Origin of the sequence: Kitasatospora sp. NPDC094019 (assembly GCF_044764505.1) — a bacterium.
Taxonomy (GTDB): domain Bacteria; phylum Actinomycetota; class Actinomycetes; order Streptomycetales; family Streptomycetaceae; genus Kitasatospora.
Genome location: NZ_JBIWIF010000009.1, coordinates 262,667 through 279,076, shown reverse-complemented (window position 1 = coordinate 279,076; position 16,410 = coordinate 262,667). Strand labels below are relative to the sequence as shown.

Annotated in this window: 10 protein-coding genes; 4 read left to right on the top strand and 6 right to left on the bottom strand. The window is 73.9% G+C overall.

All coding sequences use genetic code 11. The features are described 5' to 3' along the window. Window positions 1–6: 6 nt before the first annotated feature. The gene (locus ACIQ9P_RS22195) at window positions 7–2,472 is read right to left on the bottom strand and encodes a ricin-type beta-trefoil lectin domain protein (RefSeq protein WP_402358635.1); all 2,466 of its coding nucleotides are present in this window, start codon (window positions 2,470–2,472) and stop codon (window positions 7–9) included. A gap of 127 nt (window positions 2,473–2,599) precedes the next feature. After that, window positions 2,600–4,048, bottom strand: coding sequence for an RICIN domain-containing protein (locus ACIQ9P_RS22190; RefSeq protein ID WP_402358632.1), 1,449 nt, complete (start codon window positions 4,046–4,048; stop codon window positions 2,600–2,602). Between the two features lie 497 nt (window positions 4,049–4,545). Here ACIQ9P_RS22190 and ACIQ9P_RS22185 point away from each other — a divergent pair, with 497 nt between their 5' ends. From ACIQ9P_RS22185 to lanL, 4 genes are all read left to right on the top strand, one after another. Beyond that, window positions 4,546–4,971, top strand: a complete 426-nt coding sequence (locus ACIQ9P_RS22185) for a DUF2690 domain-containing protein (RefSeq protein ID WP_402358629.1) — start codon at window positions 4,546–4,548, stop codon at window positions 4,969–4,971. Window positions 4,972–5,203: 232 nt separating this feature from the next. Further along, window positions 5,204–5,644 carry a hypothetical protein gene (locus ACIQ9P_RS22180; RefSeq protein ID WP_402358626.1) on the top strand — a complete coding sequence of 147 codons (441 nt, stop codon included), beginning with the start codon at window positions 5,204–5,206 and terminating at the stop codon, window positions 5,642–5,644. 488 nt (window positions 5,645–6,132) lie between these two features. Beyond that, complete coding sequence (locus tag ACIQ9P_RS22175; protein WP_402358623.1) at window positions 6,133–6,309, top strand: SflA family class IV lanthipeptide; 177 nt, start codon at window positions 6,133–6,135, stop codon at window positions 6,307–6,309. 3 nt (window positions 6,310–6,312) lie between these two features. After that, entirely contained in the window at window positions 6,313–8,997 is a 2,685-nt protein-coding gene (lanL, locus tag ACIQ9P_RS22170) for a class IV lanthionine synthetase LanL (protein ID WP_402358620.1), read from the top strand. Window positions 8,998–9,176: 179 nt separating this feature from the next. Here the strand turns inward: lanL and ACIQ9P_RS22165 are convergent, their stop codons facing one another. From ACIQ9P_RS22165 to ACIQ9P_RS22150, 4 genes are all read right to left on the bottom strand, one after another. Then, a complete protein-coding gene (locus tag ACIQ9P_RS22165) occupies window positions 9,177–9,386 on the bottom strand; it encodes a hypothetical protein (protein WP_402358617.1) in 210 nt (69 codons plus the stop codon). Window positions 9,387–9,963: 577 nt separating this feature from the next. Further along, entirely contained in the window at window positions 9,964–12,117 is a 2,154-nt protein-coding gene (locus ACIQ9P_RS22160) for an amino acid adenylation domain-containing protein (RefSeq protein ID WP_402358614.1), read from the bottom strand. After that, on the bottom strand, window positions 12,114–15,602 hold the full coding sequence (locus ACIQ9P_RS22155) for an amino acid adenylation domain-containing protein (RefSeq protein ID WP_402358611.1): 3,489 nt from the start codon (window positions 15,600–15,602) through the stop codon (window positions 12,114–12,116). Before ACIQ9P_RS22155 ends, ACIQ9P_RS22160 begins: the two co-directional genes overlap by 4 nt. Then, complete coding sequence (locus ACIQ9P_RS22150; protein WP_402358608.1) at window positions 15,599–16,408, bottom strand: thioesterase domain-containing protein; 810 nt, start codon at window positions 16,406–16,408, stop codon at window positions 15,599–15,601. Before ACIQ9P_RS22150 ends, ACIQ9P_RS22155 begins: the two co-directional genes overlap by 4 nt. Window positions 16,409–16,410 lie beyond the last annotated feature (2 nt).

Here is a 16,410-nt window from a genome sequence, read left to right as displayed (position 1 = left end):
CGGGGGTCAGCCGATCCTGAAGCGCTGACCGGCGGACGAGCCGCAGGGCTCCTGCACCAGCGCCGCACCGGGCCGCGCCGCGTTCGCCACGACGGCCAGGCACTTGCCGCTGTGCCGCGCCACCAGGGCCGACCAGCCGCCGCCGGTGGGACGGACCGACCACTCCTGGTTCCGCGCCCCGCCGCAGCCGTACTGGACCACCGGGGCTCCGTCCGCCGTGGACCCGCCCGCCACGTCCAGGCACTGCCCGCTGTGGCGCACCACCACGGACACCTGACCGGGGCCGCTCTCCCGCAGCGACCACTGCTGGGCCGGGGAACCGGAGCAGTCCGACTGGAGAACCGCGGCGCCGGCGGCGTCCGTGCCACCGGCCACCTCGACGCACAGGCCGCTGCGCCGGACCGTCACCGGCCGCCACACGTCCGCGGCCGCGTCGCGGACGGCCCAGGACTGGTTGCTCCCGGCGGTGGCCGGCCAGACACCGACCGGCGCGCCGTCCCAGTCGGCCGCTCCGCCGACGTCGAGCAGGAGCCCGCCGGCCTTGTTCACGAAGGTGCCGCGCCCGTCACCGGTGGTGGAGCGCATCCACAACTGGGCGGCGGCGTTGCCGGGTTCCGCGAAGCCCAGGCTCCCGGAGGTCACCGCGAGGGCCCTGCCGGTGGCCGCGTTGCTGATCCGGTAGGTCGCCGTGCTGTCCCAGCCGCCGCCGACCCGGGTGATGTTCCACCGTTGCCCGGGGTCGGCCGGGTCCGGGACGCGCTGGACGGGGCCGCCCTGCGCGGAGGGGCCGGCCGCCAGGGCCAGGCCGCTGTTCCCGTTCACCAGTTGCCGGTCGTCGCCGGTCGGGGTCGCGGCCGTCGCGGCGTTCACGCCGACCGCGCCGGGCAGGACGAAGGTGGTGACCGACCCGGGGCCGACCACCGCGGTCACGGTGCCCGCGGCCGTGACGGTCAGGTCGGCCTCGCGCTGCACGTTCCTGGTGGTGTCGGTGGTGTAGCGCTGGACGGCGGTGCCCGCGCCCGGCGTCCGGTAGCCGGCCAGGTCGAGGGTGAGGGTCCGCGCGGAGCCGGTGGTGTTGGTGTGGACGACCACCGTGCCCGCGCCGCCCGGTCGCAGGGCCGCCAGGGTGTCGGCGGAGTCGGTGGCGATGACCCGGGCGCCCGGCCGGACGAACCTGGTGTAGTTCGCCATCGCCCAGTACTTCCGGTTCTTGCGGACCGGCTCCGCCGCCGGGTCCTCGGGCGTGAGGTCGACCTGGATCAGGCCCCAGTTGGAGTTCTCGTGGGCCGGCGTCATGTTCTCGTAGTCCTCGACGGCCTGCCACAGCACCCAGGCCCGGGGTTCGAGCCCGGTGAGGTCGTCCGTGATCCGGCCGGAGAGGTCGAGGGCGGGCGCCATGTCGGTGAAGCTCTGCGGTCCGCTGCCGCCGAGGTCGACCTCCGACATCCACAGCGGCTTGCCCGAGCCCTTGGCGATGTCCCGGGCCGCGGCGCGCCCCCGGGTGTCGTAGGTGTGGACGTTGAGCTTGCCGATCGCCGCGCGCGTCCCGTCCGGGTAGGAGTTCCAGTCGTCGCGGAACATCGCCGGGTCGGTCTCGTCCATCGCCGCCACCGGGGTGGCCAGGCCCGCCGCGTCCAGCGCGCCGCGCAGACTGCCGATCATGCGCGCCTGGGAGGCATGGTCCCAGTGCGAGCCCTCCTGGGGCCCGCCGGCGCGCCAGTACCCCGTGCTCGGCTCGTTGACCGGTGAGACGGAGGCGAAGGTGACGCCGGTGGACTGCTGGACCCGTGCGAGCGAGCCGGCCAGGTAGGCGGCGAAGCGGTCGAACTGGTCGGAGCGGAGGTTGTCCTTCAGACTGTCGACCGCGCCGGAGACCAGGCCGCTGTCGGTCATGAAGTACGGGGCGGAGTTGGAGTACGCCTCGAAGGTGTCCGCGCCGCGGTTCTTCGCGGCGGTGAGCCACCAGCGTTGGGAGGCGTCGGCGTCCGCGTTCCAGTGGTCCGGGTCGGCCGGGTCCCACCAGTCCGCGGCTGCGGCCCCGCCGGTCGGACCGGTCGGACCGGTCGGACCGGCGGCCTGCGGTCCGTTCGCGGCGGGACGGTTCCAGTACCCGGGGACGGCCGCCCCGGGCCGCATGTACGGCACCGTCCCGGGGCTGTCTCCCCCGCCGATGTTGTACCGGGCGACGGTGAGACCCAGGCCGTCGGCACCGAAGAGGTCGTCGGCCAGCCGGTCGCGCACGACGTCGGGCCAGCCCCCGGTGACGTTGGCGAACCAGCCCAACGAGGTGCCCCAGCCCTGGAAGGGCTGCTGCTGGTAGGCCGGATCGAGCCGGACGGTGAGGTGGGACGCCGGTTCGGCGGCGGCGGCCGGCTGCGGGGACGCGAGCAGTCCGGTTCCGGCCGCCGCGACCGTGACGGCGAGACAGGTGCGGGCCGCGCGGAGCCGGGTGTTCGTGGTGCGGGGGGCCATCGGGTCCTCCTTTGGGCGGGGGCAGGCAGACGGACGGCACGCCCCTCGGGTGGGGGAAGGGCGTGCCGTCGAGGGGTGCGTGGGGGGTGCGGCCGGGCCGCACCGGGCCGGGCCGGGCCGCACCGGGTCAGACCGAGACGGTCCGGCGCCCGAACTGCTGGTTGGCGCCGCTGTTGCAGGTCCACTGTTCGAGCGCGGCACCGTCGGTGGTGGCCTGGTTGACCACGTCCAGGCACTTGCCGCTGTGCCGGGCGATCAGCCGCACGTTCCCGGAGCCGTCACCGACCTGCTGGACCCGCCACTGCTGGGACGGGGCCCCGTTGCAGCTGTTCTGCACGGCGAGGGCCCCGTCGGCGGCCGACGCGCCCTCGACGTCCAGACACTTGCCGCTGTGCCGGGCCATCACCTGCACGTAGCCGGCGCCCAGGCCCTTGAGGGCGAAGTTCTGGTTGGCGCCGTTGCCGCAGGACCACTGGAGCAGCCCGGCGGCCTCGGCGAAGGAGTAGCCGCCCACGTCGACGCACCGGCCGCTCTGCCGGCCCACCAGTTGCTCCCAGGTCGCCCGCAGCGGCGCGAGCCGCCCGGTGGCCGCGTTCACCGTGATCTGCGGCGAGTACCCCAGGGTCAGCGTGGTGTCGGTGGGGAAGGCGAGCGGGAGCCAGACGTACTGCGAGTCGTTGACCGTGCCGCCCGTCGCGTTGCCCCAGCGGTCGCCCAGGTAGAGGTAGCCGGTCTCGTTGCTGCCGGCGACCGGCAGGACGAACGCCGTCTGGCTGGCGTAGGTGACGCCGTCCCCCGCGTCCCGCAGTCCGCTCCAGGAGCCGGTGATGCTGGTGGCGGTCGCGTACTTCTGCTGGTTGGGGGCCCAGCCGGTCGCGCCGGACGTCAGCAGGAAGTACACGCCGTTGCGCTTGAACAGCGCCGGTGCTTCGCGGGACTCGCCGTTCCACAGGCTCTGCACCTGGGCCTCGACACCGGTGTAGTCGGCCGTCAGCCGGTAGACGTGCAGGTCGCGGTTCTCGTTTGCGGCGGAGACCATGTACCCGGTGCCGTCGTCGTCGACGAAGGTGGTGATGTCCCGGGACATCGATCCGAGCGGACGGAAGCTGCCCCGCCAGGAGTAGTCGCCGTCGACCGTGTCGGACACCGCGACGGCCGCCCGCGCCTCGCTGTAGTCGGTGGCGCTGCCCTCCTTGTGCATCCACATGACGAACTGTCCGGTGGCGGCGTTGTACATCACCTTGGGGCGCTCGATGTTGGCTCCGGCGAGCTCCGGGTCGGTCTGCTGGGTGAGCACGTGCCGGCGGAACTCCCAGGACTTCAGGTCCGTCGAGCGGTAGGCGGAGACGTAGCGGAACGAGTTGTCGGCGTTGCGGTTCTCGCCGAACCAGTAGTAGTACCGGCCGACCTTGATCACACCGCCGCCGTGGGCGTGCAGCGGATCGCCCGCGGTGTCCACGAATCGGGTCCCGTTGGTGACCGTCACGGTGGCGGCCTGGGCCGGTCCGACGCCCTGGAACGCGGAGACGCACAGGGCCAGGACCGCGCCGCCGACGGCCGTTCTCAAACGCAGCATTTCGAGTCGTCCTTCGTTCGCCGACGCGCCCGCGGCCGACCGCGGCCCGGCGACGCGTCCGACCGGGGCGGGTGACCGCGCGCCGGTGGCCGCGCCGACGGTCGCGCCCGGCTTCGGGCGCGGTGGGGGCTCGGTCGCGAGCACATCGTGGGTGGGGGGACCCCGACCGTCGACGTCAGCGCGTCCGTCGCCGATGTTTACGTAAACAATCGGGGTGATGGAGAGTCTCGAAGTGCCGCCGGGCCGTGTCAAGGCTTCGGACCGATTCGCCGGACGATCCCCGCACCGCAGGATCGCCACCACCCTCCGACCCGCCCCCCCGGGGGGTGGACCCCGGAGCTCCGCGCCCCCTCCGGCCGCGGCGTCCGGGCATCCCCGTCCCGGGATCACCCGGGATCACCCGGGACGACCAGGGACGGAGGGGAGAGTGCCAAGGTGTGGCCGGGAGACGCCACCAGGGCGTACTGCCACCACCCCTCACCCCTCGGGAGACCACCGTGAAGCCTTCCCTGCGGACCAGCCTGTCCGCCGTCTCCACCCTGGCCCTCGCCGCGTCCGGTCTACTGTTCGCTTCGGGTTCCGCCTCGGCGGCCACCTCCTGCTACGCCAGCAGTTGCACGGGCCTGGACCCGGCCAGCACCATCTGCCAGAACGACGCGAGGACCGTGGCCTACACGGCACCCGACGGCGACGCGGAGCTGCGCTACAGCCCGACCTGCCGGGCCGCTTGGGCACGGGCGATCGGCGGCGGCCGCGTCCCGGCCATCATCCAGGTCGAGAACAACCAGGGCGCCTCGTACACCGTCATGAACTACGGCACCGGCACGGTCTACACCCGGATGGTCAACGACAAGGACATCCAGGCCCGGGCCTCGTTCCACTTCAACAACAACTCGCAGTACGGATACTCGAACTGGTACTAGAGCTCGCTCCGGAGGGTCGGATGCGGGTCTTTCTCCGGTACGACTGGGGGGGCTCCGGGTCGAGCCGGTCCCGGCGCTGCGGGTGCGGCGGCTCCGGGGCCCGGTGCGGCCCGCGAGATCCCGAGGAGGCCGTTCTCCTGCGGCTCCCCGCCGGGTCGTGAAGGTCAGCGGCGACTCCCCTGCCGGGGCCTTGGTGCGCGGGGTGACCGCTGGGCAGGCTAGGTTTGCTCGAATGAGTCTTCTTGATGATGTGGCCGAGCGTGACGACTGGCGCTGCTGGGTGTGCGACGAGCCGGTCGACCCCGACAAGTCGGTGAACGACCCGCGGGGGCCGAGCGTCGACAGCCGGACCGCCGACCGGAAGGCGAAGGTGGCCGAGCGGCTCGCGCACCGCGGGTGCAACAGCCGCAAGGGCGCGGTCAAGGTGGTCATCGCCTGGCCGGAGCGCCTGTACGTGGCCGAGCCCGCGCCGCTGGTCGCCGTTGCCGCGAGGCTGGAACGCAAGGGCGGCCGCGAGATGGTGGGCCGCTGTCCGACCAGGCAGGACGCCCAGGAGGCGGCGGACTGGCTGGTGGACCGGTTCTCCCGGCTGCTGCCGGAGCTGCCGGTGACCGCCGACATCGAAGCGGGCGGCGGCCAGTTCCTCGTCATCCTGGCCACCGGCCGACGCTGACCGGAGACCGAGGACCGGGGACCGGGCCAGCGCCGGGGCTCGGCGAGAAGTACCCCCACCTCGCCGGAATGCCCGGAGACCGCGCTACCGGTGCCGACGGGCCGAGGCGAGCACCCGTGGCTCGCCCACGCCCCGGCCCGGACTCCACCATGAACCGATTCGTAGGCGGCACCGGGCCGCCGGGGCGGAGGAGTCGGCGATACCGCCCCGGCCCGGCCCATCGGACGGTCAGGACCGCGGAGTCCCGTCCACGACCGGCGCGATCACTCTCCACACCCGTCACGGCAGCCCCGCCGACCAAACTGTTCAAAGATGGCGAAGCCTCCATATCTGTGAAAAAGCTGTGCAGTTGGCAGCCTCTGACCTCTTGTCAGAAACACCCTTCCTCCCTACCTTCGTGGATCAGGACCACAGCCCAACAGGCCGTCGGTCCACAGCGGTCGCGACCCGCGCCCCCACCCACGCATGACAGGACTTGGAGGCATCACATGCCCGTTGCCATGATGGAACTCCCCAAGGTCGACGAATTCCGCAACGCCGGCCCGCTGCTGGTCGACGACGAGGCCATCGTGTTCGAGGACGACGACCGCAGCGACCACGGCGCCACCGCCTGCCTTGCCGACCCCTGGGTGACCGCCACCACCCGCTTCGCCTGCGGGGACTAAGGGGTGCTCTGGTCCATCGCCGGCCGAAGCGGGTGGTCGGACGACAAGTGGTCGTATCTGAACGATCCGCGAATGCCTGCGATGGACCACGGCTGGAAGCTTCACATCTCCGCCCGCCCCGACGGACTCGAGGCCGTGACCGATCTCGTCCTTCCGGTGCTGGAGCGGTTCGTCTGCCACGCGAAGTTCGCCCGGAGCCCGCAGATCCTGCGTGAGATCAACTCCGGCACCGCGAGCGCGGGTGTGGTCGGCAAGGCGATCACCGTCTACCCGGTGACGGGCATCGTGGTCGAACTCGCCGAGGAACTCGTCTCCGTCCTGGACGGCCGGGAGGGCCCGCAGGTCGTCAGCGACCGGCGGGTCGACCCGCGGGCCCCGGTCTACTACCGTTACGGGCCCTTCACGGGCACCTACCGCACCGGCCGCGGCGGACGGCTGGAGTCGGTCATGGTCGGACCGGACGGCAGGGCCTTCGACGGACTCGCCGGCGGTTCCTACCGGTGCCCCCCGTGGGCCGAGGACCCCTTCGCCGACCGGCAGCGGAACGCGAGCGCGGCCGGGGCCGGTGGCGAGCCGTCGGCACCCACGCCCGGGATGGGCGGTGGACGCTACCGGGTCACCGGCGGCATCGTGCGCAAGCCCGAGGGCAATGTCTACCGGGCCCTCGACCGGGTCACCGGGGCGTCGGTCGTGGTCAAGCAGGCCCGGGCCTTCGTGGCCGAGGACGAATCGGGTGCCGACACCCGTGACCGGCTGCGCCACGAACGCACCGTCCTCGCCGCGCTCGACGGCGTCACCGGAGTGCCGCGCGCACTGGACTACTTCGGGCACGAGGCCGACGAGTACCTGGTGCTGACCGACTGCGGCGATCGGAACCTGCGACGGGACGTCCGGGACGAGGGACCCTACGGGGACCCGGGACCGCACCCGGGCGACGGGGGCGCCCGGCCTCCGCTGCGCGAGTTGGCCCTCGGGCTGCTGTCCGTCCTCGACGACGTCCACCAACGGGGTGTGGTCGTCCGCGATCTGAAGCCCGACAACGTCGTGCTCGACACCGCCGGCCGGTGCCGGTTGATCGACTTCGGGATCGGCGAGCTGCACGGCGCCGGTCCGGACGGCTCAACTCCTGGTTACAGCGCGCCGGTTCGGCGGGTGGGCGAACCCGCCGAGGCCGCCGACGACTACTACGCCCTGGGGGCGACCCTGTACTTCGCCGCCACCGGCCTGGACCCGGTGATCGTCGATGCGGACGCCGGGGTCAACCGGGAGCGCACCCTGGAGGGCCTGGCATGGCTGCTCCCCGATGATCAACACCGGTGGTTCCGGGCGGCGATGGAGGAGTTGACGAGTCTCGACCCCGCTCTGCGCAGGGTCGGCGCCGAACGCCTCCGCGCCCTGAGGACCGAGACCCCCGAAGCGCCCGAAGCCCGCACCGCCCCAGCCTCCCCAGCCTCCCCAGCCTCCGGGGAGACGCGCAGGACGTCCGGGGGTCCGCGACGCCTGCGGCTCGACGCCGGACTGCTCGCGGAGATCGTCGAGCACACGACGGCGTTCTGCGTCGACGAGGCACACAGGATCGTCGATCCCGCGCTCGCCGCCCGTGCGGCCGTCCCGACACCGGTCGACGTCTACGCCGGCAGCTCGGGGCTCGGGCTGGAACTGCTGCGCCACACGGACCGGCCCGCCGTGCGCGAAGCCGTGGACGCGTTGGCGCAGTGGACGGCGCAGCAGCCCCGGAGCCCGTCCGCCGGCTTCTACACGGGCCGAACCGGCGTCGAGCTGTTCCTCGCGGAGGCGGAGGCGGAGGCGCAGACGGCGGAAGCAGACTCGGTCGGCAGGGCGCAAGCGCCGCGCGCCGATGAGCCGGGGGACGATGCCACGCTGCCCACCCGGGGCCCGGACGGCGGCCCCCCGGAAGCGGACATGATCGAGGGCGTCGCCGGCCTCGGCGTCGGCCGCCTGCTGCTCGCACGTCGGGCGCGCGAAGCGGGCAACCCCGGCCTGGCCGACAGCCACCTCGCCGTCGCCGCCGAGTGCGACCGGATGCTCGCCGACGGCCGGGCCCGGCTGACGCCCGCGGACATCGAGCGGGCCGGTGACGCCGCGCTGCGCGACGGCATGGCCCACGGCACGGCGGGTGTCGCGTACTTCCTGGCGGAGTACGCCGCTGCGAGCGGGGATCCCGAGGCGACCGGCAGGGCCCGGCTGGCGTGCGCGCGTCCGGCGGCCGTCACACCGGACATCGTCGCGATGGCGACCGCGCCCGCCGCGACGCGACGCTACGGCTCCTGGTGCCGGGGACTGGCGGGAATCGGGGCGGTACTGGTCCGGAGCGCCGACCGCCTGGACGAGCCGGAGCACCTCGTCCTGGCCGAGCGCGCCGCGCGCACCTGCGTCGTGCTGGCGCCGCGGATGCCGCTGGTCACGCAGTGCTGCGGGCTTTCGGGCGTCGGCGACCTGATGGTGGACGTGGCGCTGGCGACCGGCTCCGAGGAGTTCTGGGAAGCGGCAGGGACCATCGCGGCGATCATCCTGACCCGCAGTGGCGGCACCCGGTCCCGTCCGGTCTTCCCGGACGCGAACCTGGCCGGAGCGAGCGCGGGCTGGGCCGGCGGATCCGCCGGTGTGCTCGCGTTCCTCCGGCGCCTGCACCAACAGGGCGGACCGCGGCTCGGTCTGATCGGCTGACGTCCTGGGACCGCGAGGTGCTGGTCCGTGCGTTCCGGCGGCGGGACGCGCGACCAGGTCCATGGCCGGCCGGAGGTCGACAGCCGCCGTCAGGCGTCATCGGACCGGCGTCGTACCGTCGGCGGGCAGGACACGCACGACCTCCGCTCCGTGCGGGCGGGCTGCGGCTGTCCTTGGTGTCAGGTGACCTCTTGCCAGCCACGCGGTGACATCGTCGTGTTGAGAATGCCGCGGTACACGCGGCGCTTCCACAGGGTGCTGCCCTCGTCGTACTCGGGGAGCGCGGCGCGCGCCTCCGCCTCGGTGTCGAAGGCGTACTCCTTGCCTTTCGGAGTACGGATCTTCCAGTCCTCCATGGGCATGCCTGCCAGGCCCGGTCCGATCGACACAACCGTCTCCTTCCATGGGGCGGACGAGTGCGCGTCAAGGCTGTCAGCGGTGCTACGGGGATGCCGGCCACTGCTCGGACACCCGTCGCGCCACGCCGCCCTGCGTGTCGTCGACGGGGCAGGTCGGCGGCAACGTCCACGGGAGCTGCGGTGCCCGGCCCACCGTGACGTCCGGTACCACGGTGGGTGCGCCACAGCTCCCACACGACTCAGCCTCGGTCATGAAGCCGGTCACGGCACCGGGCCGGAGGTCCTGTCGTTCAAATGAGCGAACGGCAGTTCCGCAGACGGCCCCGGAGCGCCCGCGCCATGTCCCGGCCGCCCCGGAGGACGCCGTCTGCCGACTACGGCACGAACGCAACCGCAGCCGGATCCCCGCCTGCGGCGACTGGCGCCTCCACGGCCGCGCCGCCCGCTTCCCAGCAGGCCGGGTCGACCACGTGGCCACGTTCGTAGCTACGGCCGACGAGCGGCAGCCGGTGAGTCGGGCCATGGTGTGCCCGATCACCCACCGGCGCCCGGCGAGCGTCCGACCGGACTCGACGGCCTTGCGGGCGGTCCTGGACGGGACCCGCTGTCAGCGGGCCCCGCGGCGCCGGCCGCCGCGGTCCGTGGCGGTCCGGCGGGGAGGTGCGGGCAGCGCCTTGCGGTCGCACTTGCCGTTGGCGGTGAGCGGTAGTTCGGGCAGGACGACGGTGGCGGAGGGAACCATGTACTCCGGGAGCCGGGCGCTGAGGGCGGCGCGGATCCGGGCGACGTCCAGGTCGTCGCCGTCACCGCGGGCGGGGACGACGTACAGGACGAGCTTCGCGCCGCCGGGCAGGTCGTCGCGCAGCAGGACCACGGCGGACGCGACCTCGGGCTGGTCGGTGGCCGCCGCCTCGATCTCGGCCAGTTCCACCCGCAGGCCGCGCAGCTTCACCTGGTGGTCGATCCGGCCGTGGAACTCCAGGTACCCGGCGGGGTGCCAGCGCACCAGGTCGCCGGTGCGGTAGAGCACGTCGCCGGACCGCCCGGCGAACCGGTCCGGGACGAACTGGCGCTCCGTCAGATCCGGGCGTCCGACATAGCCACGGGCCAGGCAGATGCCGCCGAGGTGGAGTTCGCCGGGGCTCCCGAGGGGTGCGAGGCCGCCCTCGGGGTCGAGGACCAGGGCCCGGACGCCGTCGATCGGTCGGCCGATCGGCACCGTCGGTCCCGGTTCGAGGGGGGCGCACGTCCAATGGGTGACGTCGACGGATGCCTCGGTGGGCCCGTACAGGTTGTGGAGCTCGGCCGGGTGCAGCTCGCGGAAGCGATTGGCCAGGGCGGGGCCGAGTGCCTCGCCGCTGGCGAAGACCCGGCGCAGGCCGGTGCATTCGCGCAGGCCCGGCTCGTCGAGCAGCAGGCCGAGCATCGACGGGACGAAGTGCAGGGTGGTGATGCCCTCCCGGCGGATGACGTCCACCAGGTATCCGGGATCGCGGTGCCCCTCCGGCTTGGCCATCATCACGGTCGCACCGGTGATCAGCGGCCAGAAGAACTCCCAGACCGAGACGTCGAAGGTGTAAGGGGTCTTCTGGAGGACGACGTCGTCGGAGCTGAGCCCGTACTGGCTCTGCATCCACAGCAGGCGGTTGACGATGCCGCGGTGCGGAACGGCAACGCCCTTGGGCCAGCCGGTCGAGCCCGAGGTGTAGATGATGTAGGCGGTGTCCAGGTCCGAGGCGGCGGACCGGCGGACGGTGGTGCCCGCGGCGGGCGCGGCACCGGTCAGCGGCAGGACCGGTGCGTCGAAGCACTCGGTCATCACGGCGGTGTGCCGCTCGTCGCAGAGGACCAGGACCGGTGCGGCCTCCGTGGCGACGTGGCGGATCCGGGCGGTCGGCCAGGAGGCGTCCAGGGGGAGGTAGGCGCCGTCCGCGAGGAGCACGGCGACCAGGGCGACGACCAGGGCGGCCGAGCGGTCGGCGGCCACCGCGACGGCGCTGTCCGGGCCGACCCCGTGACGGCGGAGGGTGGCCGCCAGGGCCTGGGCGCGTTCCTCCAGATCACGGTAGGTGAGGCTGCCGTCGTGGTCGCGAACGGCGACCGCGTCGGGGGTCCGCCGGCACTGGTCCAGGATCAGTTCCGGCAGTCGCACGCCGCCGTGGTCGGCACGGCCGTCCCCGGCCAGGTCGAGCAGTTCGGAGTGCTCGGCGGCACCGAGCAGCGGGAGCCGGGCCACGGGGGTGTCCGGTTCGGCGGCGACCGCGTGCAGCAGTGTGTCGAGCCGGTCCGCGAGGCGGTCGGCCTCCGCGTCGTCGTGGTGGGCGCCGTCCAGGTGGATCCGGCAGCCGTCGGGGCCGGCCTCGATCCGTACGGCGAAGTCTCCGGCCGCGGAAGCCTGATCGGCAACGTGACCGGCGTGATCGCCGGCGTGGTCGGCGGTCGGCCCCAGACACCAGGTGGGGGTCGGCCGGTCGGTCTCGTCGCCGCTGTCCGGCCGGGCGCCGGGCGGCTCGGCGCGGACCAGGGCACGGACGGTGGTCGCGCCGTCGTAGGACCAGCGCTCGGTGTACGGGGAGGCGTTCGGGTCACCCGGTCGGACCGCGAGGGTGATCTCGTCGTCGCCGCTGGTGCGGGCCAGCAGGATCCGCGTCGTCGCGTGCAGGACGGCGGCCGGAGTGGCGCCGGTCGCCGTGGCGGCCTCGGTCAGGAGCTTCCAGCCGTGTTCGAGGTGGCGGGTCCGTCGGACGGTGGCGGACGTCATGCTCGTTCTCCGTGTCGGTCGGCGAGGTACGCGGCAAGCGCGTCGACGGTGGTGTGGGTCAGCAGGTCGAGCACGGTGACGTCGCACCACGGCAGTGCGCGGAGCAGGCCGTTGCGGACCCTGGTCAGTTGCAGGGAGTCGCCGCCGACGTCGAAGAACCGCTCGTCGTAGCCGAAGTCGTCCGTTCCGAGGACCTCCTCCCACACGGCGCCGATCTCGTCGGCGATCTCGTCGGGATCGAGGACCGGGTCGGGAACGAGGGCGAGGACGGGGGTGGGGGCGGAGCCGGAGTCGGAGACCGGGGCGGGACCCGGGTCATGGACGTCGGCCGCGAGCGGCACACCGGCCGCGGCCAGCACGGCGGTGTCCACCTTGCCGTTGGGGGTCAGCGGCAGTTCCCCGACCACCGTCCACAGGGTCGGCACGGCGTAGCCGGGCAACAGCCGTCCGGCGTGGGCCGCGAGGGCAGCGAGCAGCCGCGGTGAGTCGTCGGCGACCACGGCGGCGACGAGGAGCCGTTCCCCGGCCCCGGGGGTGGGGACGACGACGGCGTCCCGTACGTCGGGGTGCTCCCGCAGCACATGGGCGATACCGTCGAGCTCGACCCGGAAGCCCCGGACCTTGACCTGGTTGTCACGCCGGCCGAGGTAGCGCAGCCGGCCGGCGCCGTCCCATCGGACCAGGTCACCGGTGCGGTAGTGGCGGCGGCCGTCGGGGCCGGTGACGAAGGCACGCGCGGTGGCGTCCGGGGCGTCGAGGTAGTCGGCGGCCAGGCCGTCGCCGGCGGTGTGGAGCTCGCCGACGGCTCCCGGCGGGACCGGGCGCCCGTGTTCGTCGACCACGGCCACCGAGGTGCCGGGCACGGGGCGGCCGATCGGCAGCGGGTCCTCGACCTCCACGCGGTCGCGGACGTGGTGCACGGTGGTGAAGGTGGTGTTCTCGGTGGGGCCGTAACCGTTGGTGACGACCAGGCCGGGAGCGGCCTCCAGGGCGCGCCGGACCTGGGCCGGCGGTACCACGTCGCCACCGGTGAGGACCTGCCGCACCCCGCGGAAGGCGGCGGGCTCGTGGTCGGCGACGAGTCGGAACAGCCCGGCGGTCAGCCACAGGCCGGTGATGCCGCGGCCGCGGACGAAGTCGCGGAAGGCGGACGGGACCAGGTGCGGCGCGGAGTGGATCTCGACGGTCCCGCCGGTGGTGAGCGGGGCGAAGATCTCCAGGGTGGAGGCGTCGAAGGCCAGCGGCGCGAAGCGCAGGAACCGCTCGGCGGCTCCGGGCTCCAGTACGCCCGGGCCGGTCACCAGTCGGGTCACGCCCCGGTGCGGCACCCGGACGCCCTTGGGGACGCCGGTGGAGCCGGAGGTGAAGGCGATGTAGGCGATCCGGTCGGGGTCCGCCGCCGCGGCGGGGACGGCCTCGGCGTCGCCGGGCTCCCAGGGGTCGACCAGTGGCGCGCTGTCGGCTCCGAGGGGGGCCAGTCGGCGGGTGTCACCGAGCAGCGCCTTCGGGGCGACGGCGGACATGACGCGCCGTGCGACGGCGTCCGGGGCGCCCTCGTCCAGTCCCACGTAGGCGGCGCCGAGGCGCAGGGTGGCGAGGACGGAGACGAGTTCCTGCGTCGAGCGGCCGTGGGCGAGCACCACGTGGTCGCCCACGCCCACTCCCGCGGCCGCGAGTACGGCCGACTGCTGCTCCGCGGCGCGGTGCAGCTGGCGGTAGGTCAGCCGGAGGTCGCCGGCGGCGTCGGCCCCGGCGTCGGCCACGGCGACGGCGTCGGGGTGGGTGCGGCAGGCTTGTTCGAAGAGCTGCCACAGGCCGGTGCGGTCCGGCGGCGGCGGCCCGGCGGCGAGGCGCTCGCGTGCCGTGCGGGCGGGGGTCGACGGGTCGCCGACCGTGGCCAGCGGCGCGTCGAGGTCGATGGCGAACTCGACGAGGACGGCGTCGAGTTCGGTGGCGAGTGCGGTGGCGTCGGCGAAGCCGAGCACCGAGGTGGCGTACTCCAGCGCGAGTACCGACCGTTCGGCGCTCCACTGCTGCACGTAGAGGACGGCGTCGAAGACGGAGCCGCCGCAGTGGCCCTCGTGGAGGTCGAAGGTGACCTCTCCGGCCGTGAGCGTGCCGGGTACCAGCTCGTCGTGGGCGGCGAAGGCGAACTGGGTCAGCGGGTTGCGCCGCGGGTCCCCGCCCGCGCCCATCGCGGAGACGATCCGTTCGGAGGGCACCGCGCCGGTGTCCAGCGCGCGGCGGATGTCGGCGCCGACCCGGTCGAGGAACTCCCGGACGGTCGAGGTGGGTTCGGGACGGCAGCGGACGGGCTGGATCCTGGTCAGCAGTCCGACCACGTCGTGCGCCGCACCGGTGCGGCTCGCCGAGGCCATGCCGATCAGCAGGTCGGGTATGCCGGCGCGGCGGCCCAGGACGAAGGACCAGGCGGCCAGCAGCAGCGTGTTGCGGGTCAGGCCGGTCGCGCGGCCGAGGACCTGGGCGGCGGCCATCGCTCCCGGGCCGAGTGCGAACCCGAGCCGGGCGCCGCGTCGATCCGCCACTCGGGGCCGGGCCAGATCGGACGGGAGTTCGATCGTGGTGGGGGCGCCCGCGAGTTCGGGCAGCCGTGCCGCGAGGGCGGCCCGGGCCCGTTCGGAGTCCTCCTCCCGGACGGCGGTCCGCGGCGAAGGGGCCCGGCCCGTCGGCAGGTCGCCGCGGTAGGCGGCGACCAGGTCCCGCCACAGCAGACCGACGCTCCATCCGTCCACGAGCGCGTGGTGCACCAGCAGGGAGAGGACGTAGTGACCGGGGCCGAGTCCGGTGAGGACGAACGCGGCCGCCGGCCGGTCGAACGGCCGCAGGAGATCACGCCCGGCGGGGCCGACCACGGCGTGCACGGCGGCCACCGGGTCGGACCCTTCCGCTGGACGCAGCTCCTGCCGGATCAGCGCGGGCCGCCAGTCGGGCAGGACGCGGGCCGCCGTGCGGCCGTCCTGATCGAGGAAGACGGTGCGCAGCGCCTCGTGCCGGGCGGCGAGCGCGGTGATCGCGCCGGCCAGGCGCCGCTCGTCGAGCAGGCCGCGCACCTCGGCGCTGAAGAGCAGGTGGTGGGCGGTGCTGGGGTGGGCCTGGTCGCTGAGCAGCATGGAGTACTCGCCCACCGACGCGGCGCGCGGGACGTCGGTCACGGCCCCGTCGTCGACCGGGTCGTCGGCCGGGTCGGGCGAGCTGCGCACCGGCGCGGCGGTGGCGAGGACCTGGGCCAGCGGCAGCGGCCCGAGCAGCGCGCCGACCTCGGGAGCGAGGCCGAGTCGGCGCTCGGCCAGGGCCGCGAGTTCGATGGCGCGCAGCGAGGTGCCGCCGAGGGCGACGAAGGACGCCGTGGCGGCCCGCCGCCGCAGTTCGGGCTCCGGGAGCCGCAGGACCTGTGCCGCCGGCGCGGTCCAGGGCTCCGCCCGGAGCGGTGGTACCGGGTGCTCCGGCAGGTCGTGGGCAGTCACATCGTCTCCCTGGTGAGCCAGCGCAGGATCACTCCCGAGACCTGCGCGGCGTGCTGTTCGTGCATCAGTGCGTGGTGGTCGGCGTCGATGGCCTGCGCGCGCACTTCGCCGTCCACGTACTCCCGCCAGCCCTCCGCGGATTCGGCGGGCGTGCTGCCGGGGCGGTGGGTGAAGAGGCAGTCGATGCTGCCGAAGACGGCGTCGGGGTCGTAGCGCGCGCAGGCTTCGCCGTTGACGGCGTAGATGTCGACCAGCGGCGTGAGGTCCTCGGGCCGGAAGGACGCCGGCAGCCGGTGCTCGGCCACGGCGCGCCGGAGGAAGCCCTGGAGCAGTTCCTCGCGCGCCGTCCCGGCCGGGGCGGCGAACGGTGTCGACAGGCCGACGGCGCGGGAGAGCAGGCCGAGGGCCTGCCCGGTGCTCAGCGGGTCCTGCTGGGTGTGCGGCGGCTCGGTGTCGAGCAGCCCGGCGAGCGCGACCCGCTCGCCCCGCGCCTCCCACTGCCGGGCCATCTCGAAGGCGATGAATCCGCCCATCGAGTATCCGAGGACCTCGTAGGGTCCTTCCGGCTGTACCGCGGTGATCGCCCGGATGTACCGGTCGGCCATCTCCTCGATGGTCCGGTCGGGCCGGTTGGCGGGGCTGATGCCGTGGCACTGCAGCCCGTAGACGTCCCTGAGGTGGCCCAGCCGTCGGGCCACCGGGGCGTAGTAGGCGACCGTGCCGCCCAGGGCGTGCACGCAGTACACCGCCCGGCCGGTGCCGCTCACCTGGAGCGGCACCAGGCACTCGCTCGCTGGGCTCCACATCG